Annotated in this window: 35 protein-coding genes; 4 read left to right on the top strand and 31 right to left on the bottom strand. The window is 43.0% G+C overall.

Annotation, left to right across the window (positions count from 1 at the left end):
* Positions 1–2: 2 nt before the first annotated feature.
* The 25 genes from PHI74_01030 to nrdD all read right to left on the bottom strand — a co-directional run bounded on the left by PHI74_01030 (position 3) and on the right by nrdD (position 14,152).
* Entirely contained in the window at positions 3–467 is a 465-nt protein-coding gene (locus PHI74_01030) for a 50S ribosomal protein L30 (protein ID MDD5484601.1), read from the bottom strand.
* Between the two features lies 1 nt (position 468).
* On the bottom strand, positions 469–1,086 hold the full coding sequence (locus PHI74_01035) for a 30S ribosomal protein S5 (GenBank protein MDD5484602.1): 618 nt from the start codon (positions 1,084–1,086) through the stop codon (positions 469–471).
* Complete coding sequence (locus tag PHI74_01040) at positions 1,087–1,551, bottom strand: 50S ribosomal protein L18 (protein ID MDD5484603.1); 465 nt, start codon at positions 1,549–1,551, stop codon at positions 1,087–1,089.
* A gap of 2 nt (positions 1,552–1,553) precedes the next feature.
* Positions 1,554–1,994, bottom strand: a complete 441-nt coding sequence (locus PHI74_01045) for a 50S ribosomal protein L19e (protein ID MDD5484604.1) — start codon at positions 1,992–1,994, stop codon at positions 1,554–1,556.
* 1 nt (position 1,995) lies between these two features.
* Complete coding sequence (locus PHI74_01050; GenBank protein ID MDD5484605.1) at positions 1,996–2,577, bottom strand: 50S ribosomal protein L32e; 582 nt, start codon at positions 2,575–2,577, stop codon at positions 1,996–1,998.
* Positions 2,565–3,104, bottom strand: a complete 540-nt coding sequence (locus tag PHI74_01055; protein ID MDD5484606.1) for a 50S ribosomal protein L6 — start codon at positions 3,102–3,104, stop codon at positions 2,565–2,567. The genes PHI74_01050 and PHI74_01055 overlap by 13 nt, the downstream gene beginning before the upstream one ends.
* Positions 3,105–3,110: 6 nt before the next feature.
* Positions 3,111–3,491, bottom strand: coding sequence for a 30S ribosomal protein S8 (locus tag PHI74_01060; GenBank protein MDD5484607.1), 381 nt, complete (start codon positions 3,489–3,491; stop codon positions 3,111–3,113).
* Positions 3,492–3,500: 9 nt separating this feature from the next.
* Positions 3,501–3,641 (bottom strand): 30S ribosomal protein S14, encoded by a 141-nt coding sequence (locus tag PHI74_01065; protein MDD5484608.1) that lies wholly within the window; start codon positions 3,639–3,641, stop codon positions 3,501–3,503.
* Entirely contained in the window at positions 3,638–4,141 is a 504-nt protein-coding gene (locus tag PHI74_01070) for a 50S ribosomal protein L5 (GenBank protein MDD5484609.1), read from the bottom strand. The genes PHI74_01065 and PHI74_01070 overlap by 4 nt, the downstream gene beginning before the upstream one ends.
* Complete coding sequence (locus PHI74_01075) at positions 4,138–4,833, bottom strand: 30S ribosomal protein S4e (protein MDD5484610.1); 696 nt, start codon at positions 4,831–4,833, stop codon at positions 4,138–4,140. The genes PHI74_01070 and PHI74_01075 overlap by 4 nt, the downstream gene beginning before the upstream one ends.
* A gap of 4 nt (positions 4,834–4,837) precedes the next feature.
* Entirely contained in the window at positions 4,838–5,191 is a 354-nt protein-coding gene (rplX, locus tag PHI74_01080) for a 50S ribosomal protein L24 (GenBank protein MDD5484611.1), read from the bottom strand.
* Positions 5,192–5,210: 19 nt separating this feature from the next.
* Positions 5,211–5,609: a 50S ribosomal protein L14 gene (locus PHI74_01085; GenBank protein ID MDD5484612.1), complete on the bottom strand. Its 399-nt coding sequence runs from the start codon at positions 5,607–5,609 to the stop codon at positions 5,211–5,213.
* Between the two features lies 1 nt (position 5,610).
* A complete protein-coding gene (locus PHI74_01090) occupies positions 5,611–5,931 on the bottom strand; it encodes a 30S ribosomal protein S17 (GenBank protein MDD5484613.1) in 321 nt (106 codons plus the stop codon).
* Positions 5,925–6,200: a ribonuclease P protein component 1 gene (locus PHI74_01095; protein ID MDD5484614.1), complete on the bottom strand. Its 276-nt coding sequence runs from the start codon at positions 6,198–6,200 to the stop codon at positions 5,925–5,927. The genes PHI74_01090 and PHI74_01095 overlap by 7 nt, the downstream gene beginning before the upstream one ends.
* Complete coding sequence (gene rpmC / locus PHI74_01100; GenBank protein ID MDD5484615.1) at positions 6,201–6,404, bottom strand: 50S ribosomal protein L29; 204 nt, start codon at positions 6,402–6,404, stop codon at positions 6,201–6,203.
* Positions 6,404–7,210 carry a 30S ribosomal protein S3 gene (locus PHI74_01105; protein MDD5484616.1) on the bottom strand — a complete coding sequence of 269 codons (807 nt, stop codon included), beginning with the start codon at positions 7,208–7,210 and terminating at the stop codon, positions 6,404–6,406. The genes rpmC and PHI74_01105 overlap by 1 nt, the downstream gene beginning before the upstream one ends.
* Positions 7,210–7,671 carry a 50S ribosomal protein L22 gene (locus PHI74_01110; GenBank protein MDD5484617.1) on the bottom strand — a complete coding sequence of 154 codons (462 nt, stop codon included), beginning with the start codon at positions 7,669–7,671 and terminating at the stop codon, positions 7,210–7,212. The genes PHI74_01105 and PHI74_01110 overlap by 1 nt, the downstream gene beginning before the upstream one ends.
* Positions 7,672–7,675: 4 nt before the next feature.
* Complete coding sequence (locus PHI74_01115; GenBank protein ID MDD5484618.1) at positions 7,676–8,086, bottom strand: 30S ribosomal protein S19; 411 nt, start codon at positions 8,084–8,086, stop codon at positions 7,676–7,678.
* Between the two features lie 15 nt (positions 8,087–8,101).
* Positions 8,102–8,815, bottom strand: a complete 714-nt coding sequence (locus tag PHI74_01120) for a 50S ribosomal protein L2 (GenBank protein ID MDD5484619.1) — start codon at positions 8,813–8,815, stop codon at positions 8,102–8,104.
* Between the two features lie 12 nt (positions 8,816–8,827).
* On the bottom strand, positions 8,828–9,070 hold the full coding sequence (locus PHI74_01125; protein MDD5484620.1) for a 50S ribosomal protein L23: 243 nt from the start codon (positions 9,068–9,070) through the stop codon (positions 8,828–8,830).
* Positions 9,067–9,822, bottom strand: coding sequence for a 50S ribosomal protein L4 (gene rpl4p / locus PHI74_01130; protein ID MDD5484621.1), 756 nt, complete (start codon positions 9,820–9,822; stop codon positions 9,067–9,069). The genes PHI74_01125 and rpl4p overlap by 4 nt, the downstream gene beginning before the upstream one ends.
* 4 nt (positions 9,823–9,826) lie before the next feature.
* On the bottom strand, positions 9,827–10,840 hold the full coding sequence (locus PHI74_01135; GenBank protein ID MDD5484622.1) for a 50S ribosomal protein L3: 1,014 nt from the start codon (positions 10,838–10,840) through the stop codon (positions 9,827–9,829).
* 1 nt (position 10,841) lies between these two features.
* On the bottom strand, positions 10,842–11,666 hold the full coding sequence (locus tag PHI74_01140; protein MDD5484623.1) for a putative RNA uridine N3 methyltransferase: 825 nt from the start codon (positions 11,664–11,666) through the stop codon (positions 10,842–10,844).
* 126 nt (positions 11,667–11,792) lie between these two features.
* Positions 11,793–12,224: a hypothetical protein gene (locus PHI74_01145; GenBank protein MDD5484624.1), complete on the bottom strand. Its 432-nt coding sequence runs from the start codon at positions 12,222–12,224 to the stop codon at positions 11,793–11,795.
* A gap of 137 nt (positions 12,225–12,361) precedes the next feature.
* Positions 12,362–14,152 carry an anaerobic ribonucleoside-triphosphate reductase gene (gene nrdD / locus PHI74_01150; protein MDD5484625.1) on the bottom strand — a complete coding sequence of 597 codons (1,791 nt, stop codon included), beginning with the start codon at positions 14,150–14,152 and terminating at the stop codon, positions 12,362–12,364.
* Positions 14,153–14,228: 76 nt separating this feature from the next.
* Here nrdD and PHI74_01155 point away from each other — a divergent pair, with 76 nt between their 5' ends.
* The gene (locus PHI74_01155; protein ID MDD5484626.1) at positions 14,229–15,674 is read left to right on the top strand and encodes an RtcB family protein; all 1,446 of its coding nucleotides are present in this window, start codon (positions 14,229–14,231) and stop codon (positions 15,672–15,674) included.
* 101 nt (positions 15,675–15,775) lie between these two features.
* On the opposite strand, the gene corA is transcribed toward PHI74_01155, so the two are convergent.
* Positions 15,776–16,717: a magnesium/cobalt transporter CorA gene (gene corA, locus PHI74_01160; protein ID MDD5484627.1), complete on the bottom strand. Its 942-nt coding sequence runs from the start codon at positions 16,715–16,717 to the stop codon at positions 15,776–15,778.
* A 159-nt stretch (positions 16,718–16,876) separates the two neighbouring features.
* Positions 16,877–17,515: an MgtC/SapB family protein gene (locus tag PHI74_01165; GenBank protein ID MDD5484628.1), complete on the bottom strand. Its 639-nt coding sequence runs from the start codon at positions 17,513–17,515 to the stop codon at positions 16,877–16,879.
* A gap of 290 nt (positions 17,516–17,805) precedes the next feature.
* Between PHI74_01165 and PHI74_01170 the strand changes: the two genes are divergently transcribed.
* Positions 17,806–18,057, top strand: coding sequence for a hypothetical protein (locus tag PHI74_01170; GenBank protein ID MDD5484629.1), 252 nt, complete (start codon positions 17,806–17,808; stop codon positions 18,055–18,057).
* Between the two features lie 135 nt (positions 18,058–18,192).
* Here the strand turns inward: PHI74_01170 and PHI74_01175 are convergent, their stop codons facing one another.
* The 3 genes from PHI74_01175 to PHI74_01185 all read right to left on the bottom strand — a co-directional run bounded on the left by PHI74_01175 (position 18,193) and on the right by PHI74_01185 (position 19,402).
* The gene (locus tag PHI74_01175) at positions 18,193–18,315 is read right to left on the bottom strand and encodes a hypothetical protein (GenBank protein MDD5484630.1); all 123 of its coding nucleotides are present in this window, start codon (positions 18,313–18,315) and stop codon (positions 18,193–18,195) included.
* A gap of 6 nt (positions 18,316–18,321) precedes the next feature.
* Positions 18,322–18,744, bottom strand: a complete 423-nt coding sequence (locus PHI74_01180) for an archease (GenBank protein ID MDD5484631.1) — start codon at positions 18,742–18,744, stop codon at positions 18,322–18,324.
* A gap of 142 nt (positions 18,745–18,886) precedes the next feature.
* Positions 18,887–19,402 (bottom strand): Mut7-C RNAse domain-containing protein, encoded by a 516-nt coding sequence (locus tag PHI74_01185; GenBank protein MDD5484632.1) that lies wholly within the window; start codon positions 19,400–19,402, stop codon positions 18,887–18,889.
* 321 nt (positions 19,403–19,723) lie between these two features.
* On the opposite strand from PHI74_01185, the gene psmB reads away from it, so the two are divergent.
* A complete protein-coding gene (psmB, locus tag PHI74_01190; protein MDD5484633.1) occupies positions 19,724–20,353 on the top strand; it encodes an archaeal proteasome endopeptidase complex subunit beta in 630 nt (209 codons plus the stop codon).
* Positions 20,354–20,377: 24 nt separating this feature from the next.
* Entirely contained in the window at positions 20,378–22,282 is a 1,905-nt protein-coding gene (locus tag PHI74_01195; protein MDD5484634.1) for a beta-CASP ribonuclease aCPSF1, read from the top strand.
* Between the two features lie 164 nt (positions 22,283–22,446).
* Here PHI74_01195 and PHI74_01200 read toward each other — a convergent pair whose 3' ends face one another.
* Complete coding sequence (locus PHI74_01200) at positions 22,447–23,109, bottom strand: endonuclease III (GenBank protein ID MDD5484635.1); 663 nt, start codon at positions 23,107–23,109, stop codon at positions 22,447–22,449.
* Between the last annotated feature and the right edge of the window lie 3 nt (positions 23,110–23,112).

Below are 23,112 nucleotides of genomic sequence, written 5' to 3' on the forward strand. Positions count from 1 at the left end.
TCTCACCTCATTTGTTTGAGGAGGTCATTGATTTTCTCACCATAAAATCCAAGCGCTCCTCCTTGCTGAAAACTTTTTTTAATCCCCCTGTGCCCCCCTCGTGGGGGGTGCAGTCGAAACACTGGCGTGAGCATGGGAAGAGCATCTCTTAGTGACACCTCTCTTTCATAGAGTGCTTTTGCCAAGCTTTTTATTGAGCTGTAGCTCGTGTTTTCTTTTATATACTTGTCTGTAAGTGGAGTTCCATCTATGAGTTCGCCTCTCGTCCGTAAGATCAATGCAAACGATTCTTTGCTGACATTACCCCAAGCAACGTAATCCTTCACTTTTTGGATCATCCCTTCATTGTTTGGATTTTCATCTAAGAAAACGCAGTGATTTACCCTGTTCAAATGTAACATGTGCAGCGTATCTTTTATGTCTGGTTTAAGATTGATGCTTCCCCTTAACATGATCACCGCATACATATCACTTAAGCCCCCTTATGGTCGTAGTTTGTTTTAAAGCTTCATACGTGGCTTTTGCAAAATTTAGCGTGGTTCTAGTTTCCCCTCTAGTAAAAGTCCAAACATCTTTGATACCAGCCAACTCCAATACCTTCTTGATGGATTCTCCCGATGCAATTCCGAGTCCTCTAGGTGCTGGTTTAAGCACGACGGTAGCACTACCAACCTTCCCTTTGACCTCTAATGGGACGGTATGTGGCATACCACAACCGCACTCCCAGGAACCGCAGCCCCTCTGAATCTGTATCAGATTTCGCTTGGCAGCGTTGATCGCTTTGAGGATAGCAGACCCAACTTGTACATCCCTGCCCTGACCAAGTCCAACATAGCCGTCACAATTACCTACGACGACGGTCACTCTGAATTTGACTCTGCGCCCAGAATCGGTCATTCGCTGTACCATGTTAACATCTAGGACCTCATCCATTAAGTCTGGCAGAAGGGCATCCACTATCTGATGCTCCTTGATAGGAAGACCCGATTCAATTGCTCCATTAATAGACTTTATTTTACCTTCTAGGACTAACCTTCCCAGACGGGTCTTAGGGATCCATATCTCCTCATCTATTTCTGTAGACATCTACTCACCTTGAGTGCTCAGCATTTTTTCTTTGATAGCATCAAAGGATACGGTAATGTTCTTGATTCGTTCCTCAGGCGGAAACATGACCGGATCATGCGGGATGCTCATGCCTGCATCGGTAATGCCCTTTAGCGTAGCATAAATTTTTGAGCCCGGAGATGACGTCTGTAGTCCAATATCCAGCACGGCCTCCTTTGCTATCTTTTTTGCTCTAAGGCCGAATAACAACCCAGTTAAGTATGCAGCAGATGTGTTTCCGGTTCTATTAAGCCCAAACTTTTTTAGCTCAGAGGAAATTACAGACAATCGTGTGACATCCCCCTGCTCGCCTGGATAAACTAGTTGCACGACTATATGCTTTAGGCTCTTTCGCACCACAACCCGTGGTTTTTGTGATAACAACAATTTAAGCCTCTGCCTAAAATTCGTCTTTCCTTCCTTTCTTCTCCTAAATTTTGTCATGCCTAACTCCTTTTGGTTTTCAGATGGGCATCTAGGTGAGAGACATCCCGAAACTCCCCACTTGTGGCCCTACCATATAGTTTTCTGTACATACTTGCATCTATTGTGCCCTCTTCTCTGAGTGTTTTAAGCCTCTTTCGAAGAGCCCTAATCTTGTTCATCCATCTCTCTTTCCCCGGCATCCTGGCTCCCTTTGCACCCCGACGACTGCCGTGTCCTTTTTGATGTCCATATGCTCTCTTTTTATCTTTTGTACGTGTTCTGCCACGGCTTATGCCCTTCTGAAGTTTTCGTTTAATGATTCCTGTGGCGATCAGTTTCCGAATATCCTCTCTCGTGATCGCTGTAGATATATCCTCCGCTTTTTCAGCATCCATCCACACTTTCCCAATGCCAACACCAAGAATATCAGCAGCCATTCTCCTTTGATTAGACAGGTCCATCTCACTCCCTCGCAATCGGATTTAACACTTTGATGCCGAATTCTTCCGCTTTTTCCTCTATGTCCAGTCGTTTCTTTTTCCCAACACTGCTACCGATTCGAATCGCTTGGTTTGTTTCGTTAATATTTTCAACGTCTTTTGGACGATGCACCAAGACCTCTTCATAGCCAGATGGATGTAATCCTCTCACTTCTTTAGGACTGCCATACCCTATTTGGACCATTGCACCTTTTGCAGCAATTCTTTTACGCAACTTGTTATGCATACCTATGGGGCGTCTCCAACTTTCATCAATCTTCTTTTTCTTATGCGAGTCGTGGCGTCTAAAAGATGGTTTTTTACCTTTCTGTCGCTTTCTGACCTTGAGGAGATGCTCTTTTTCGTCTGAGAGACTTTTTTTGGCTCCAACTGCCCTTTTTATGCTCTCTGCCAGCGATAGGCTAATGCCTTTTACAGCAGTGAGATCCTCTATCGAAGCTCTTCGAATGTCATCAACGGACTTAAATCCGGATTGATAGAGCGCCATAGCTTTAGCCTTGCCAAGTCCTTTTATCTTGGGAAGCTCCCCTATCATTTCGTCCATTGCGACCACCCCACCATGTAGATGCCGTCTTGGAAGACTCTGGAATCACGCTTTTTGATGCGGGTTGCCTGCTCTATGTTCGCAGCAGTTTGAGCCACCAATTCCTTGTCTATGCCTCTTACAAAAATCTCATCATTGTCGACATGTACCTCCACGTTGGGGATAATCTTTGCTTTTCTTGGCTTTCTTTCACCTAAAAAGTTGCCAATTGAAAGCGTGTTTCCTTCGACTTTAACTTGGATTGGAAAGTGGGCATATACTATCTTTAATTTATATTCGAATCCCTTCGTTACACCCATAATCATGTTTTTGATGTGCGAGACAAATGTACCTACAATTGCGTTTTGGGCTCTGCCGACAACTGTGGTATCTACGACGACTTTTGAATCCTTTTTTGTGATCGTAACTCCAGGATACACAAACTCGCGTTGCAACTCGCCCTTGGGACCCGATACCTTCACCCTGCACTCTTCAATGCTTATTTTTGTGTCGTCTGGGATTGAAATGTCAATTTTTTCCTCTGTCATCCTACATCACCACACATATGCGAGCAGTGCTCCACCGATACCTTTTTCCTTGGCTTTATAATGGGGGATTACACCTTCAGAAGTCGTAAGAATTAGGGTACCAAAGTCTCTGGCAGGCAGGAATTGTTTTTCCCATTTTTCGAAATCCGTCTTTCGGACAGAAAATCGCGGCTTTATAACCCCACATTTGTTGATTTTGCCATGTAATTGTACTTTAAATAATCCTTCATCATCGATGAACTCAAAACTTCTGATGTATCCCTGGTCTTGCATGACCTTGAGCACACTGCCAATGAGCTTTGACGCTTTCAGTACACACTCTTGTTTTCCGATATTTTCAGCATTCTTGATCGTTGATAACGCACTAGCAAGGGAATCTAACGCCATATAACTACCTCAACTATATTTTTTGAACCCCATATCTGGTGCAATCTCTCTGAAGCATTGTCTACATAGGTAAATGTTGTATTTTCTGACCAATCCCTGTTTTCTGCCACACCTCTTACAGGAATTTGCACCGCGCCCGAATTTTTTCATATTACCCCCACACCGAACTCTTCCTTGACAAACGTGATCACTTCCTCTTTGGTCAATCTATGGCTCCTTGGAATTTTTCTTCTTTGAATCCGTCTTCTACTTATCCTGTAGCCTGGTCGCTGTAAAACAACGTTGATATCCATACCAAATATGCCGATATCAGGGTCATACTCCATACCGGGAAAATCCGTATGCTCCTCGATGCCAAATGAAAAGTTACCCATATCATCAAACTGTTGCAGGTAAATTTTATTATCCTTTATCTCAAATGCCTTTTTCAAAAAATCTTCAGCCTTTTTCTTCCTGAGCGTTACCTTGCAACCAATTGGCTCGCCCTTTTTTATCCCAAATGTTTTTGCATTACTTGCGGTGGTTCGAACTGGTTTTTGACCAGTTATCTCCTCCATTATTTTCTCGGCGTTCAGCAATCTTTGACCACCCTCACCTAAACACATATTGACCGTGACTTTATCGATTTTTATGCACCGCATGGGATTCATTTAACCACCTCTAAGTCGATCTCTGGCTTGTCGATACCGACGACGAAAACATAATCTTCTACAACCTCAAATTCTTTTTCGCCTTTAACGGTCACCATATTTGGTTTGGAGCTCCTAACTTCTTTTCTCTCTTTGATGGAGCCAATCTCTCCCGAATGTTTGCCGCCGATAACCATGACAAGATTTCCCGGTTTACACTCAAGATGTTTTGTTATTTCCCGCTGAGGCACTTTTAGCAGGATAGAGTCACCAGTCTTATAGTCGTTTGAAGCGATAATATTTGAGCCATCATGCAGGTTAAGTTGAACTGCCCCTCCTTTTACAGTTGTTTTGTTTTTAATCTTGCATAGTTTGATGTCTGAACGTTTAATTGGGTGGAGAATGAAGCGTCTTTTAGGATCAAGTAATACCCTGTAATATTTCTTTATAGATGGGATGGAGACTATGCTGAAGATGCCTATTGGAAACCGACGATCCTTTCTAATCACACCATCGACAAGGATCCCTCCCTCATTTAAGATATGTTTGATCTCTCTGGTATTTTGACCAAGCCCCAACATATCTCTCAATGCTATGATCAAAGGAATGCATTGTTCCTTTGAGTGAGGACCAGAACTCGGTCTAGTAACCCATACGTGTGTTTTTCTGGTTATTGGCCAGGAAGTAGGTGCTGGTAATCTTTTTTGATGCATTTGTTCACCTCTTAAGGAGGTCCTTTCGGAGCTCATCTTTCAGGTTTAATTTCGTAATAACGACCTTGGAGGGGTAGATCGGTTTTGCGATCTCGGATCCATCTGCTTTTTTTAGAGTAACGCCATCGATGGTTACAATGCCGCGCTTTAGGTCCACGTTCTGGACTTTGCCCTCTGTGCCAGCATGGTCCCCTCGCACCACTCTCACGACATCGCCTTTTATAACTCTTGCGTTACGTTTGGAGTATTTTTTCCTTTCCTCCTCATCAAGTGGTGCTCTTAAGAATTTTTGTCGCTGGTGTAAAGGTGCACTCATCCTTTCGCGGCGTTGCTTCCTTGGCTGTTTAGATTTGAGCATTTTGATACACCATATCCTATCATATTATCATAGTTGCAGTTGATGCAATCTTCGAGAAGCGTTCGGCTACCTCTTTGGCTACAGGCCCTTTAATATCTGTGCCTTTTAGCTCCCCTTTTTCGTCTGTAAGCACGGCCGCATTTTCATCGAATTTAACTCTCAGGCCATTTGGACGTCTAAATTCCTTCTTCTGCCTGACGATCACTGCACGAAGTATTTGTTTTCTCAGCTCAGGAGTGCCCTTCTTAACTGAAACGACGACCATTTCTCCGAGACCAGCCTTTGGATATCGTCTCTTGACGCCTCTATAACCAATGACTGAGATGACTTGGAGAACCTTTGCACCTGTGTTGTCAACACACTTTAGTGAAGTTCCGGTTTGAATGGAGCGGGGGATACTAGCTTTCATTGCCTTCATATTACATCACCTGAATTATCACAAAGCTCTTTGTCTTGCTCAATGGGCGACACTCAGCTATCTTCACCACATCGCCCTCCTTAGCAGCTATGCAAGGGGGGTTATGTGCATTGATCTTTGACCGCCTACTCTCTTGTCGCAAGTATTTCGAAGATTTTCTGGTATATTCTCGCTGTACAACGGCCGTCTTTTTTATCTTAGAACTGACCACTCTCCCCTCTAAAAGTTGCCCTCTAACGGGAAGAATGCCATGGAATGGGCAATTCGGATCATCACATTCTTTTTCGGGTATGGTTACATTCAGTCCAATATCTCTTACCATCGTTTGCCCCCTCTTAATCTTCTTTTTATTCTATCTTCTGGCCTTGAAACTAGGAGTTTACCATCGACTTTGACCTTGTTATTCGGAATAGAAAAGACGAATGTCGAGCATGACTTCGGGATTTTTTTATTTTCTATCACAAGAAGGTTTCTCGTCTCATCCACGACTTTCCCCTTTATCCCCACTAGGCTGGAGTTCGTGCTGGCGCTGACTTCTGCGAAAAGTCCGATCAACTCATGAAAGATTAGGTTATTTGGAGAAATGTCCATTTATGCTTCCTCCTGCTCTCGTTGTATAGTCTTAATTCTGGCTATTGTGCGCCTTATCTCTCGAATTCTGCCGGGATTATCTGGCGCTCCACCTGCAGAGGCGATGGCTCTCTCTCGAATGAGCTCGTCCGTAAGCTTAACCAACTGCTCTCTTTTTTCTTCGGGTGTCATTTCTCTGATCTCATCAGGCCTTAATATCGCCATCACTTGTCACCTTTGACTTTGGATTTTTTAGATGCCTTTTTTTGGGGTTTTGTTTTAGGCTTTTTATGCTCTTCTTTAACTCCTTTATTTTCACCTTCTGACTCTTTTACTTCTGAACTCTCCTTCTCAGGCATATCTGTGACTTTGGCGAGCTTTTCAACTCCTTCTGTATCCTTGTCCATCTTTTTTGGAGCCTCTTCTATGGTCTTCTCCCTATCGATCACGTTGAAGTCATCTGGCAACTCTACGCCGGGGGGTACTATCCTAACCTTGATCCCGATAACGCCAAGTTTCTTTATTGCAATCGCATAGCCCTCATCAACTATCTGTTCAACTGACTCTCCAGCGTGCTTTATGTATCCTGCCAGAAATTTTTCCACTCTTTTTCTAGGGCCGGTGAGTTTTCCAGTTATTCTAATCTCGCATCCCAGTGCACCTGCATTCATGATTCTTTGCAACGTGGCTCTACCTGCTTTTCGGAAATACCATCCTCTTTCTAATGCACTAGCAAGACCTGTTGCCATCATTTGTGCATTTAACTCTGGCTTTTCAACCTCTTGTACATCGATTTGTGGGTTGTCCAAATTGAACTGGGTATTTAGGTCCTCCGTAAGCTTGCGTATGGTTTTCCCCGATCTTCCGATGATCATTCCCGGCTTTTCGGCATAGATGGTGATCTGTGTCCCCATCGGAGTCCTGATTATGTTCATTCCACCATAACTAGATCTGGTCAGTCTTTTCGTGAAACATTCGTTCATCATGGCTTTTTTTAAACCCTCTTGAACGAACTTCTTTTCAATAGCCATTAGTGCACCTCTTCTAAGATTATTTCGATATTCACAGTTTCACCATGCTTTGGCGTAGTCCGACCCATCGCCCGTGGAAAAAAACCCTCGATGACTCGCCCTCTTTTGGCAGATATGTGCAGGATTTGCATGTGTTCCGGATCAAGACCTTTGTATTCGGCATTGCTCTGAGCATTCTTGACGAGTCTTAGGATTTCAAAGGCGGCTTTTTGGGGATACCGTCCTGCATCCCATTTATGTAATCCCCTTCTATGGCCTACGTTTCTATTATGCCGCTTGAACGGAACGGGCCTCTTTAATGCAATTACATCCTCTAGATATTCCCTCGCTTGGGAGATACGCATAGCCTTTAGCTCGCGGCAAATCTCCCTCGCATGTTTTGGCGAGATTTTAACCTCGTAACACATGGCCTTTGCCGTCGTATCCGACTTTATACCTAGGGAATAATTTATTTTTGCCATTTAATCACTTCAGCGGCACATATCTACTGGACCTTGTCGCACCGATGCCAGCGCTTCCATGCGTAACCTTCTTACGTGTTAGGGCGAACTCTCCCAGATAATGCCCAATCATCTCTGGTAAAATCTCCACACGATTGAAGTTTTTACCATCGTGTATCTCAAAGGGTAAACCGACCATCTCTGGCAATATGATCATGTCTCTTAAATGGGTTCTTATCACTTTTCCTTTCTGGATTCGCTGCAATAATTTCTTATGGGTTTCTGGGAGACCTCTCTTGAGGACACGTCGCTGTCTTGCTGGGAGCAACTCAGCTATCTGCTCCAAATTCATCTTTTTTAATTCATCAATTCCATAACCGCGATATTTGAATTCTTCTTTTCTTCTCGGTATTCTTGCTTCCTTATCCTTGGCCATGCTATCATAATCCCCCTATCGTTTTCCTGTTCTCCTAGCTGCGATAGACCCTACTTTCATCCCTGGTGGGGCCCCCCTGCCCACAGTCTTTGGCCTTCCTGGATGTTGGCTCCCCCCTCCCCCAAACGGGTGGTCAATAACGTTCATTGCAACACCCCTTACTCGTGGATACTTTCCCGCCCGTGCCTTCATTTTATGGTACTTTTTGCCCGCTTTGACGAACGGCTTATCGACTCTTCCACCGCCGGCGACGACGCCGATAGTTGCCTTACATCTTGGATTTAGCCACTTTATTTCTCCACTTGGTAATTGCACGACTGTCTGATGGACATCATGGGCCACCAGAATGCCATATACTCCTGATGATCTTGCGAAAGAGCCACCATTTCCTGGTTGACTCTCTATATTACATATCGGAACCCCCTCAGGAATTTCTGCCAGAGGCAATGTGTTGCCTTGTTTTATCTCTGCGGATATACCACATGCAATGTCATCGCCTACAGCCACACCCTCGGGTATGAGGAGGAATCGCTCCGTATCATTATCGAGCCTGACTCTAGCTATGGGGGCGCTCCTAGCAGGGTCATGCTCTATGCCAACAATTGTGCCCTTCACAGTTTCTCCTTCATCTGTTTTTACATGCTGGAGGTCTGCCTTGTATTTGTGAGACGGAGCCCTATATGTGGGAGTCCCTTTCCCCCTATTCTGAGATATTACTTGCTTCCCCATGTTTTTTCACCTTTAAAAGACCCCCAACCTCGTTGCAATTTCTTCCGCAGAATCATCCGGCGATAGAGTGACAATGGCCTTTTTCCCTTTTTTAGTAATCATCGTTTTAACATCTATCACTGTTACCCCATATTTTTCCTCGATCTCCTTTCTGATTTGATCTTTCGTTGACCTCATATCTATTATAAATTGAAGCTTGTTCCCAGCATCAATTCCTAAGGATGCTTTTTCAGTTACATAGGGGTGTCTGATCATCTAAACACCTCTTCTAGCTTTGATAGGGAGGACTCAGTCCAGATCGTCAGGCGACCTGCATGCGCACCAGGCGCAAGTAATTCCGCGTTTAATGCATTTACAGGGACAGCATCCATGCCAGGTAGATTGCGCGCTGCTCGAACTATGCCCTTGTCCTCCGAAATTACAATTAGGATGCTCTTCTTTCGTTTATACTTTCTGCCCCTCATCTTGCCTTTGCCCGCTCTAATCTTTTTATTTTTTGCCCTAAGAACATCCTCCCACAGATTAATGGTTTGTAAAAATTCTTTCATCTCAGACGCTTTGGTCAACCCCTCCAGAGAATCCTCGATGACTATCGGCAGTTCAGAATCAAACTTGTGCCCCCTACTCTTGACTACATGGGGGTTAGCAGTAGCAGCTATCGCAGACCTGATGGCTTTTCTTCGCTCTTTTTTGTTTATCTTTTCAGAAAGATTCTTCTGAACCTTAGGGGGGTGAGCTCTTCTTCCGCCCACAGCGAAAGGAACTATGGCAACTCTATTGCCATCCTTGATTCTTGGTGCCCTGGCGACGCCTCTGCCAACGCCCCATCCCTCAGCCGATGTCCTCATGCCGGCATATATGTCAGGGCCATAAGGCTGCAACCGGTTGGCCTGTGCTGCAATGACCGCCCTTTTGATGAGATCGGGCCTATACGCCTCATCAAAGATTTTTGGCAGTTCTATCTTGCCTTTGACATTTCCTGTTATGTCTATGACTTGTGCTTTCATTGTATCATCCCTGCTTAGATTCCCTGCTCACATAACTGATTTCTGGAGCGCCCCTAGGCACCGCAGGCGGTCTGATTGCAGGACGCATGCGAATTAAACGCTTTGCTGGCCCTGGAATAGTTCCTTTGAGCATTACGAATCGGTTACCCACTATGCCGTAGTTTAAAAACCCACCTTTAGGATTTACATCTTCCGAATCAGAACCTATTCTCAGAATTTGTTTATTGAACTCGGTGCGCTGATGATAACCCGTCTGCCCTAACTGAGGCACCTGCCATCTTATTCTAGCTGGGTGCCATGGTCCAAGAGTACCAATATGTCTTTTTTTACCAGTCCTAGAATGCTTGCGTTTTTGAACTTGAACTCCCCATCTTTTTACAGGACCTTGTGTCCCCTTTCCTTTTGTGATAGCAGCAACGTCGACCAACTCACCGTCCTTGAAGACATCTGATATATTTATTTCCTTCCCGAGAATTTTCTTCGCATACTCAAACCTAGCGGAAATATCTCCTCCACCGATTCTGGTTTCCATTACATCTGGCTTTTTCTTTGGTATGCTGGTTATCTTGGCAGGAAGCGTGTAAGTCAGTACAAAAATGTCATCTACGATGCCTTGGGGGATTAACTCCTCCATCTTCTTCAACGCCGTAACGGTGTCATAATTTTTTGGTGTTGGTGAAGACCTGCTGAAATCAGGGTCAAGTTCATTTGCCCATACCTCTGTTATGGACTTCGTGCCATAAGGCGTGTGATTGTAAGCCCTGATCGCTGCTATCTTCATGGAAGGCGTTTCAAGGATTGTGACTGGGATTGATATCTCCATGCCCTCTGTCGAGCTATTCGCTCTATCATCTACCATTAGCACATGGGTCATTCCTGCCTTATAGCCAGCAAAACCTTGTATTTTTGGCTCTCCGTCTACTTTTGACCAAGATCTAAATCTAGCCACAGCTGACCTTGCCCGCTTTCTTGGGCTGAACGCTAAAGACCCTCTTCTCGGACGGTGTCTTTTTGACATTTTACCTCCTGATAATATTTAATATTGCAAGAGTTGCTAATATTGCCTCTTCTGTTCTGACAGTATCGGTCCCTTGATTTGGGATCGTGTTTATTATGTGGTCAGCGAGATCAGATAGGAGTAAGCCCTCTTCCTCCAGGATGGTATCAAGTCCTCTATTTGGGGAGCCAAACGCAATCGAGATTTCCCCTTTCATCGCCTCTCTCAGCTTGGACAGCATTTTTACGTCCACGACTTCGCCACATTTGGACGTCGCAATAACCTTGGACTGTGCTTTCAGCGTTTCACCTAATGTCCCTGAGATGTGGGTTTGATACCCCCAATATAGTGGGATTTGATCCTTATCTGCTAATTTAACCTGCAATGGCCTTCGCGAAAATATTTTGACGGTTACACGCTCCCCCTTCTGCAAGATTTTATCTGTGCTTAAAGGGACTGGGCTTTTTATCCCGATATCAACCCAAGCGTTTTCGCCAGGTCCAACTTTGGTTACGATTCCTTCTCGAAATTCTCCTGTCTTAGGAGTTAGCAATGGATGGTGTGGAGTTCGCAGTGGTGGGATGACACCCACATATCTTAGCTCCTCGCTCAACGGAAACAACTGCTTACGCATGTACTGTGGTGTTTCTGCATACCTAAGCACCAGGTCGATGAATTTGCTGTCGTCGTACTCCGGATCTTTGTAGATTATGATCTTGCCCACCCGGAATATCGAGGCCGATCTTGCGATTTGTCCTACCTTGTATATCTTGATTCGTGGATCCCTACTCTCAGATGTCAGAGAGGAGGGTATCAGTATTGACAGATAGCACTGCATTGCTGTCATCCATGCATTTCCGAGTATATAATGCTGTCTTTTATTTAAAGGTTTTCATAACGAAAGCTTTGCATATAAAATCCATCTTGCATATAAAGTCTAAATTGATGGTACCGTTAAATCGTTAAGTCAATCTTACTTAAGCCTTCTAAGAATCCATTTGCCATTCTTATATTGATATGGCTCAGACCAATTATCAGCGTACGCTTTTTTTAAATCTGCTTCACTATCAACCATTAGCGTTTCATAATCTGGGGGCGATACTGCAATACTTAAATTCGAAACATCATTTTCACTTGCCTCAGAAATAACCGTCGCAACGTCTTTCGCCCAAACATCATATGGTTTAGTTATGCCTTTAGAATCTTTCATAAGAACTATCCAATTGTTTTCTATGCCTTTTTTTCCTGCAATTTCAAGTTCAACAGGAATTGTTTTTAAAATTGCATCAAGTCCTAAAACTTGCGTACCAGGAAGATTTACAGCCAACATTTTAATATTGCCAAAAGTAATCTTAATCGCTCTATTTTTAGCCAAAACTTCGTAAGAGGTCTCTTCATCAGGCATGTTTAACCTTTTTAGTTTTTCTTTTTAATGCAGATTTTTCTATTCTAATAGAGAATAGAGAGATTACTATATAAATTAAATGAAGAGCAGGACTTCGCTCCTAAAGTCAGACAATTTTGGCACTTTAGGAGGAAGGCTCATAACGAATACCTATGTCGACTTCTATATTCCTCTTGCTTGCCGGGGTTCCACTGGGCTGTGCGCCCGAAGTATCCCGTAACTCTGGATATGTGTGTCACTATACTCCCACCACATGTTTGGCAACGCTCTTTTTTGCCTCTGGACACGTGGTTATTCTCACACACGCTGAAATCCGGCGAGAAACAGAAATAAGCTAACTTTGTTTCTGATAATTTTTTGACGATCTCATTTAGGCCAGTTGGATCTGGATGACTTTCACCCATCCAAATATGGCACATGGTTCCACCAGTAAAATATGGGTGAAACTCCGCCTCTATGGATACCTTGTCAATTAGAGAGACGTCTGAAGAATAGGGGACATGTGTGCTGTTAGTGTAATACGCTCCATCGCCAGTCCCTTGGACGTTTGCCTTGGGAAACTTGGACCTATCGATCATAGCAAGTCGATGCGCAGCCGATTCGGCAGGCGTTTGCTCAAAGGTATATGTCACGCCATCTTTTTCAGAATAGTTTTTGATCTGCTCATGCATGTGTTTAATCATCCTCAGCCCAAACTTGTAGCCATCCTTTGATATGATGGGCTCATGGATCAGATTCAGCAGACATTCATTCAGCCCGACCATCCCAAATGTCAGTCTTCTTTGCTCAAAATCATAGTACGGCTGCCCTTCTTTAGTCACCATCTTCAGCCACGGCAGGATCTGCCACTCGTCCAATGACCTCTTTATGATCCTATTGCTCTGAATTAATCCCACTCTAGCGATCTCCATTTTATCCTCTAGTAACTCAAAAAAACCAGACTCATCCTTGCTTTCGAGGGCAATTCGCGGAAGATTCAATGTGATCACCTTGTTTGAGCCCGTACCCATCCCTCCTGCCGACCATACGCCTCCGGAGTGAGTGACGAGAAGCCTGCAACACATGGCCTGAACAAAATTTTCTTTAAGATAATCTGTTGTTAGGTTTAAAAAATAGGGTGCACCTGTGCTGGCTGTGGCCTTCATCGTAGCTGTCCATAGCGGATCATTTCTATCCAGGTCTGAGGTGATAGCTGTGGTCACTAATGGGAAGGTAAAGGGAGCGCCATCTGCGTCTCCCTCGCTAAGCACTTCCATTATTGCTTGGTATATCATGCGTGCCTCGTCCTCAAAGTCTGCATACGTATCCTCCAACCTATGACCAGCCCATATTGCCTTCTCCCACTCAAGGTAGGGTGGACATCTGACGCGAAGCCCAAGATTTGTAAAAGCACTTTGGGATCCAATGCGGTTAGACTGGTTCATCTGAAATATGAAGCCTTGTAAGGTCTGCTTCACCTGCTTGTAATCCAGATGATCATGGGAAAGGTGGGGTGCAAGCAACCAATTGAAGATATCTATGGCTTGGGCTCCTGCAAAAAACTGCTGAGAATGAAACAGGTACGCCATGGTGTGGTATACGGCTGTATCAAATTTTTTGGCTGGATGACTCCTAGCGTCTGGGAATCGTAGTCCATCTAGCAGGAATATGCGGGCATCGTGCCCGGCACAGTATGGAACAAGAGGACTATGCAGATCGTGGATATGGATATAGCCGCCCCTGTGAGCTTGCGAAACTTGCTTGGAATAAAGCCTCTTCAATGCATATGCTTTTTTCACTTGCGAGGTCACATACAAGTCTATCAGGGATGGGCTGATCCTGGTGTTTGAGTTTTCCTTCAGCAACCAACTGCTACGCTCAAGAACGTCGTCCACCAATCCCATTAGACCTTTATCCAGTTGATCCGTCTCATCTGACATCTTGGGCATTAGTTTATATCTCTTGACCTAAACATAAATAAAGATTGACTGCTTTAGGAGTATAGTTGAAACAAAGGCGATTAGCTTGAAAGAGAATTTGGAAAAGCTTGGAGATTGTCTGTGGGAATTGCCTCAGGGCACCGTTAAAGGAATGAATGTACCAGCATGGATTTTCTTATCAGATAAATTGTTAGCGCATGTCGAGGAGGGTGCAGTAGTGCAGGCTGCAAATGTTGCCTGCCTACCGGGAATATACAAGCATTCTATTGCACTGCCGGATATGCATTTCGGTTATGGTTTCCCCATAGGAGGTGTTGCCGCCTTGGATGCCCAAAGCGGGGGCCTTTCTCCAGGTGGAATTGGCTTTGACATCAACTGTGGCGTTCGCCTGCTAAGAACAGATTTAACATCTGATGCATTGAAACCGGTGATGAAGTCTTTAATAGCGGAGATATTCAATAATGTGCCCTCAGGCGTTGGCAAGGGTGGAAAGGTCAAATTTTCGACGCGAGAGATTTGCGAAGCGATTGAGATGGGCGCTGGGTGGGCAGTGGAAGAGGGCTATGGGACTGAGAGGGACCTAGAGCATTTGGAAGAAAAGGGTTGTATGGACTCAGCTAAATCAGAGAAGGCATCATCCAAGGCTATTCAAAGGGGTGAGCCCCAGCTTGGCTCCTTGGGAGCGGGAAATCATTTTTTGGAGGTCCAGAGGGTGGATAAAATATACCAGCCGGATATTGCAAAGGCCTTTGGCATCTCTCACGAAGATCAGGTTTGTGTGATGATTCATACTGGATCCAGGGGTTTTGGACATCAAGTTTGCACCGATTATCTTCGGATATTGGAGATGAAGTTTAGAAATGAAATATCAAAGCTACCTGATCGCGAATTGGTGTATGCCCCTGCTGGAACCAATGAATTTGATGATTATTTTGCAGCTATGAGTTGTGCAGCGAATTTTGCCTGGTGTAATCGACAGATGATAACTCACTGGGTGAGGGAAGGCATAGCTAAGGTTCTGGGCATATCACCGGACGAGCTTGATCTTAACATCATATACGACGTCGCACATAACATCGGTAAATTAGAGAAACATGTGATAGATGGCGAGCAGACCGAAGTCGTCGTGCACAGGAAGGGGGCAACTCGGTGTCTAGGTCCTGGTGCAGCAGACATACCAAAGGATTATCGCGATGTGGGCCAGCCCGTGCTGGTTCCAGGAGACATGGGCTCTGCTAGCTACGTTTTAGTAGGGACAAAACTGGCTGAAAAGGAGACCTTTTCTTCCGTCTGCCATGGAGCAGGGCGTATCATGTCGAGACATAGTGCGGTGAAAAAATTCAGGGGAGAAGACATAAAGGCGAATTTGGAAAGCAGGAACATATTCGTACGGTCCGCCAGCTTGAAGATTTTAGCAGAAGAAGCGCCCGACGTATATAAAGACATCAATGAGGTCGTTAGGGTTTGTGAAGTAGCTGGCATAAGCAAGACGGTTGCCAAATTAGTGCCAATGGGTGTGATGAAGGGATGATCCTTCTTTTATTTTTCAGTAGGTTTTCCTGTTTGATAGGTTTCTTTTCTAATTTTTAGTTTATAAAGTAATTTTAGATGATTGATTCCCTAAATTTTAAATCAAAACCATTTTCTCTTTTTAAAGTAAAGAACCATAGATGCACTCAACAAAATCATAATAAAAATCATTATCCAAAAACCGTATATAAAACTTGAACCTGGCAGATTTGTAAAATTAGTTCCATAAATTCCTGAAATTACGGTTAAGGGCAAAGCAATTGTAGCAATAATACTCAATACTTTCATTACTTCATTCATGCTATTGGAAACAGCTGACATATATGCGTCAAAAGTATTGCCTACAGCTTCCCTATAATTGTCAATGGAATCTGAAACTTTTATTGAATGATCGTAAATGTCTCTGAAATAAGGAATGGCATTTTGGGGTATGAACTTGTAGTCATTTTTAGCAAGAAATGATATTTTCTCCCTCTGTGGTAATGTGATCTTTTTTATTTCTACTATCTGCCTTTTTAACTTGAGGGTACTGCTTAACAATTCGGGTTTTGGCTTTTTTGCTATCTCTTCTTCAATGGTTTCAATTAAGTCGTCAATCTTTTCCAATGCGGGAAAATAATTATCAACTTCATTATCCAAGAGCTTATGGAAAAGAAAAACATTTCCTTTTTCGAATAGTTCGCTTAACCTCTCTTTATCATTTTTTAATTTATTATAGGATTCAATATCCTTTTTATGATTGGTTATTAGAAAGTTATCTCCTATTATATAATCCAATTCAACCATTTCAATGGATTCTAGGCTTGCTATTCCATAGAACACGCAAAATAAATAATGTGGAAAATCTTCAACTTTCACCCTAATATTTGAGTTAAAAAGGTCTTCAGCAGTCAATGGATGAAGCTCAAATGTTTTTTGTATTAGCTCTTTCTCTTCTTCAGAAATATCCGTAATATCGATCCATAATTGTTTATTTTTGATATTTTTTAAATCTGAAATTTTAGCTTTTTGTACACCGTTTTCATAAAAAAATATCTCTATCATCAAGTAAAGTTATTGTTTGTATATTATATATAAATCTTTTTTTATGTGAGTAGGGCTGAAGAATCATCCAAGGAATGGCTATTTTAAAATATATTTTTGGAACGTTAAACCTTTCTTTGATTAAGGTTTTTGAGTGACCAGATCATTCATAAAAAATAGTTAAGATCCAATCTGGCAAGACTCAAACCATTCGACGTTTAACAGGGTCTTATGGATTTTTTTGATACGTTCCTTTGGTCCCTCTATTAAGAATGTTGAGGAAAGCTCCCCCTTTTCCTTATTTATTTCTAAAGTTATCAACTTATATTTTTTCACTCCGTTTTCTTTTAAAACTGCGATTATCTCTTTTTCGTCAATTATTTTATTCGTACACACAACTATTTTTTGTTGGTAGGAGCCTATCCCTTTTTTAGCAAGAATTTGGTCAAATAGGATGACCACCCAGATTATCATATAGAGATTAAACCCAATCCGATACTGCCCAAGGCCAATAATGAGACCTAAAATTGCAAATAACCAAATACTGGCTGCTGTTGTGAATCCAAAAATTTTATCGGTAGTTCTTATTAATGCACCAGCACCTAAGAATCCAATACCTGTTACGATGGCTCCAAGTAAAGGAAATGGATTAGTAGAGTCTACATCCATTGCTATTATTGCTAAAGCACAAGAGCCCGCAGATACAAAAATGAAAGTGCCAAATCCGATTGGTTTATGGGACCTCTGCCTTTCTAGACCAAATATTAATGCCATTATGAAGGTGATAGTTAGTCTTAAGATTATTATGGAAGTTTTCATGGTGATTCCCCTTTCTGTAGAACTATTTAAAGTTATTTAAAAAAGGAGGTTTGCACCTAAAGTCGGTTTTGACCTTAAAGTCGGGAGTCTGACCCTAAAGTCGGGATTCCTCCCTACTTTAGGTGCAAAGCTCATTAAAGGAAAAGATTTATTAGCTAGATTAATAGATAAAAAGAAGTATAAATAAGGAGAATTATTCCATGGAAGAGCCCATAAAAATAGGGTGACGAAAGTTCCTCAAATCTCTTGCTATTGCCGGTGCAGTAGCAACTATGGGGATTTCTGGATGTATGTCTTCTCCAGAGACTACACCAGCCACAACACCTACACCAAGACCTGCAGCAGAGCCAACGCCGACATCAAAAACTACAACTAAAGAATTTACAGAAACTAAACTCTGTCCAAAATGTAAGAACAACTACATGGTCCTTCAAGACAAAAACGGTGTACTGTGGTGGGTGTGTCCTGATGCTGCATACTGTGGATACACTGAAAAAGTAACTGAGCCAGAAATTTTGAGAAAGTATGGTTATACAAATTAAATCACATCGATTAAAAGTTGTAAATCACCAACATCAAGACGGCTCTTTTTATAGGATTCAGTATCTCGTTATATGTTACATTACTATAGGAACAGATTAGTTTATACCATATCTAACCTCATAAACCAGAAATCCTCACCTAAAAGAGCCTTTAACCTCTTTCTTTGACCTTAACTCATGATACTCGCACTCAGGGCAAACAAACTCGTCGAGGATGAATTCCAGGTCAGCACCGCAATTTGGGCATTCTTTCTTCATAAGCTCTCATATATCAAGGAGTACTTGAGCGATCCACATCCCATCGATCTGCTTGATTTCCATGCTGTGATACGTGCAAGCCTTTACATCTGTCTTCGTTATATGCTTAGCCGGATCGATGGGCTCACCTGAAACTTTTGCGCTAAGCCTCATCTGATTTTCATCTATCCGAACGTCAAATCTGGAGAAAGCGAGACCCTCAGCATCGACGTAGAATAGCAATTCGTTAAGCCACTCGAACATCAATGATTTTAAATCCTCGCCCTGAACCTTTATCTCTTTCACCACTATTGACTTGACGTTCTCAGTATCGATTATGACTTCAAACATCGCCAGGGCAGCATTGGCAAAAACCTCCTCTAAAGTTCTTCCATAGGCTTTGAAACATATGTCTGCTGTAGCAAATCCCAGAAACTCAAATTTTTTCATGCTGATATCTCACCATTTATGTTTATTAATGGCCGTGCCCTATCCTAAAAATCTTTGGATATGAACTATTTTCAGAAATTGTTTAAGATCAAATCTCCTAAAGAGAGTGAGATTTAGATAATCTAGAGATAAGTGCATCTCCTTAATTTTTTGTGAGGGATACCTTTGAAGCTGCCCTTTCTCGTAACTTCTCAAGTCTTTTATGAATGTCGTTCCAGTGACTACCTTCCCAATAAACTTTTCCACAGCTGTCGCAGATCCAAAAATCAATTCCATCTTCAACCAAATCCTCTGGAATGTAATCCTCCTTCTTCAGCATGCCTAATTCGTTGGACCGAATTTTTCTGGTAAGTGCATTGCATATCGTGCATCTGGTCATCTTTGGTTCCAGGTCGATATCATAGTTAGATGACATCTCTTCCAATTGTTCCATGATTGAATCGGAGCTGATCAAACAAACTTGGACACCAGCCCTTTCTGCCATCGATCCCAGTGTTTTGTCTCTTGTGACCAATATCCTTTTATGCCCTGCAAACTGAATTAAAAACTCATCCTCTTTGCTCTCTAAGGCAAAATCGCTCGCGCTGACGGTATCATATCCCAGTAGGCGGAGCCATGTAGTTAATCTACCCAACATTTGATCTACTATGAATTTCATCTTTCGTTCTTGGGTTGTTTCATCCCATCTTTTTGACTTTCCCTTCTGATTTCCAGAGCCACTAGCTCATAACATGGTTTCATTAAAGGCACATAAAATTGTCGTCATCTTAATGCCAACGGTTCCTCTAGTAAAAGTATCATCAGAGTCTCAAAAATACTATCAAGTAGAAAAAATTTCTTAAAAGTGAAAAAGGATGTTATATGTACGAGACCAAACTGACGATTGTAAGAGATGAGTGAGGCGATAGTGTTAAATACGAAGGTAAATAAATGTGATTTCAGAAAACTGATTTTGTTAATTTTAGTCAGGTGAATAGATATGAGCGTTGAACAATACAAAGGTACTACAACGGTTGGACTAGTTTGTGATGATGGCGTTGTTTTAGCTACTGAAAGACGGGCAACTATGGGTAATTTCATCGCAAGCAAGGATGCCAAAAAAATATATCAGATCGACGATCGAGTGGGCATGACCACCGCAGGCATGGTTGGAGATGCACAAACCCTAGCAAGAACTATTGCGGTGGAGTCCAAGCTCTATAAAATACGGAGACAGGAGCCGATGACCATAGGTGCTATAGTAACGCTGCTATCCAATATACTAAGTGGTAATAGGTATTTTCCATACTACGTACAACTAATCATAGGTGGCGTGGATAAAAAAGGCCCCAATCTATATTCATTAGATGCGTTTGGCGGTCAGCTCACAGAAAAAAAGGCTGTTGCAACAGGATCCGGCTCACCGATTGCATACGGTGTCTTAGAGGACAGATATATGGATAATATGCCAATAGATGAGGGTGTTACCCTTGCAATACGTGCCTTACATACGTCTATGAAGCGAGACTCAGCTTCTGGTGACGGTATAGATGTGGTGAAGATCACATCAAAGGGGTATGAAACCGTGGATGAGGCAGATATCTCTAACATAATAAAAGAACTAAAATAGCCTGTTCTTTTGAAGGAAAATTAAATGTCAGTAGAAGAAGTTCTCAATGAACTTAAAGTAAGAGTCCAAGAGACGCTTCCTGAGAATATAACCATATCTAACATGGAATTCGAGGGACCTGAACTTGTCTTATATACAAAAGAGCCCCGAAAAATTGCAGATAGTGGCGACATCCTTCGGGTGCTCGCAAAAGACCTGCGTAAGCGAGTTGTCGTAAGACCGGATCCCAGCGTTTTAGCCTCAGAAGAAGATGCCATTAAAAAGATTCGAGAGATCATTCCCTTGGAAGCTGGAATTATCAATCAATATTTTGATGCAAGTGTAGGTGAGGTGATCATCGAGGCAGAAAAACTAGGCTTGGTGATCGGTAGACATGGATCTATGCTTCGGGAAATCACCAAACACATTGGTTGGACTCCTAAGGTAGTAAGGGCACCGCCAATTGAGTCTTCCATCATCAAAAACATTCGCCAGTATCTACGTTCTGAAAGGGATGCTAGAAAGGTCTTTCTAAGGCAAATTGGTAAGAAAATCCATCGAGACCTATCGTCTAAAGATTCGTGGATACGTGTTACCACCTTAGGTGGATGTAGGGAGGTCGGCAGAAGTTCGTTCATATTATCCACACCAGAGACAAGGGTGTTGATAGATTGTGGCATCAATGTTGGGTCTGAGAATGATGGAACCCCTTATCTATACGTGCCAGAGGCGTGCCCAATCGATCAGATAGATGCCGTTGTGATAACGCATGCCCATCTGGATCATGCTGGCTTGGTTCCACTGCTTTTTAAATATGGCTATGAAGGCCCCGTCTATCTGACAGCCCCTACTAGAGACCTAATGTCATTGCTACACTTGGATTATATCGAAGTTTCTTCTAGGGAAGGAAAGAAAACGCCTTACGAGTCATCGATGATCAGGGAAGGATTGAAACATACCATAGCGCTGAACTATGGGGATGTCACTGACATAGCACCTGATGTAAGGTTGACACTTCACAACGCTGGTCATATACTTGGGTCATCGATAGTACACTTCCACATCGGTGAAGGCCTATACAATATTGCTTTTACGGGCGACTTCAAGTACGAGCCAACCAGGCTATTCGATCCCGCTGTGAACGACTTCCCGAGATTGGAAACGTTGATAATGGAGGCTACTTATGGGGGGTCTCAGGATAATCAACCCTCTCGTAGAGATGCAGAACGGGAGTTACACTCCATAATAAAAAGAACCATTGCCAGGAAAGGCAAAGTGATAATACCAGCCTTCGCTGTGGGCAGAAGCCAGGAAGTCATGATAGTGCTGGAGGAAGCCATCCGAACCGGCCTCATCGATGAAGTTCCGGTTTACTTAGATGGCATGATCTGGGAGGCCACGGCTATTCACACGACCTATCCAGAGTATCTAAATAATGACCTACAGGAATTAATATTTCATAGGGGATTGAACCCATTCTTATCGGATTGCTTTATCCAAGTGGAGCCTGCAAAGCGCCAAGAGATCATTGAGGGTGGACCCTCAGTAATACTTGCTACATCAGGCATGCTAAATGGAGGACCTGTCATGGAATACCTTAAGGCATTAGGCCCTGATGAGCTAAACACGCTCGTATTTGTGGGCTATCAGGCAGAGGGTACGTTAGGAAGAAGAGTCCAGAAGGGGTGGGATGAAGTCCCATTTTCGATAGAAGGAAAGACTGAAACCATTCAGATCAAGTTGGAAGTGGCGACCGTGGACGGATTTTCCGGCCATTCGGATAGAAGACAGCTAATGGAATATATCAGAAGAATGGTTCCACGTCCGGAAAGAATATTGACTAATCATGGCGATGCGAACAATTGCATAGAGCTAGCAAGCGCCATACATAAAAGATATGGAATAGAGACAAGGGCACCAATGAACTTGGAAACGATGCGGTTCGTCTAAGCAATAAATAGTAACAGATCACAATATTCTAGAACTCTTTTCAAGCGCTTGCGGCATCTAAAATATTTTTTGTAAACATTCATTGCTTATTGGCATTGAGTGGTATCACGCAGAAACCATCTAAAGAGAAAATGGAGTTTAAGTGGGGGCCCCTACTCATTACATTATTTTTCATTAGATTGTTTTGATGGCAAATTCTTGAACTCACACAAGTCGACCAACGGACATTCGCCACATATAGGATGTCTCGATCTACAATATTCCCTGCCAAATGCTATTAGCGCACTGTGCGCTGAGCCCAATTTCCTTGGGGAAATCTGGCTTTCTAAGGCGGCCTTAACCGCTTCATGATCTGCATTTTTTGGAACTAGACCAAGCCTATGGGCTACTCGAAACACATGAGTGTCCACTGGCAGGACATTATGTGCACCTGAGAAGAGAAGCACGCAATCAGCGGTCTTTGGACCTATGCCCTTGATGCTCAACAGGTCCGCACGAGCGACATCGACATTTTTTTGCACTACCTTATTTAGGTCACCATATTTTTCGGCGATCAACTTTGATATGTCTATGATTCGTTTAGCCTTGATATTATGCAAACCACCCGGTCTTAATAAAGCTGCAAGTTTGCCTGCGTCAGCTTTAGAAATCTCCTCTGGAGTCTTAAATCTTGAGAAGAGATTCCTTGAGGCAATTTTCATATTGCGATCATTTGTGTTCTGTGATAGAATCGTCCTGACCAAAACGTGAAAAGCATTATCCTCCTTCCAGGTAAGTTGTCCGTAGATCTCGATCAGCCGGTCTACAACTTTTTCCGCTTTGGTCATGTA

This window comes from Methanocellales archaeon, assembly GCA_028715985.1.
In the GTDB taxonomy this organism is placed as follows: domain Archaea; phylum Halobacteriota; class UBA148; order UBA148; family UBA148; genus UBA148.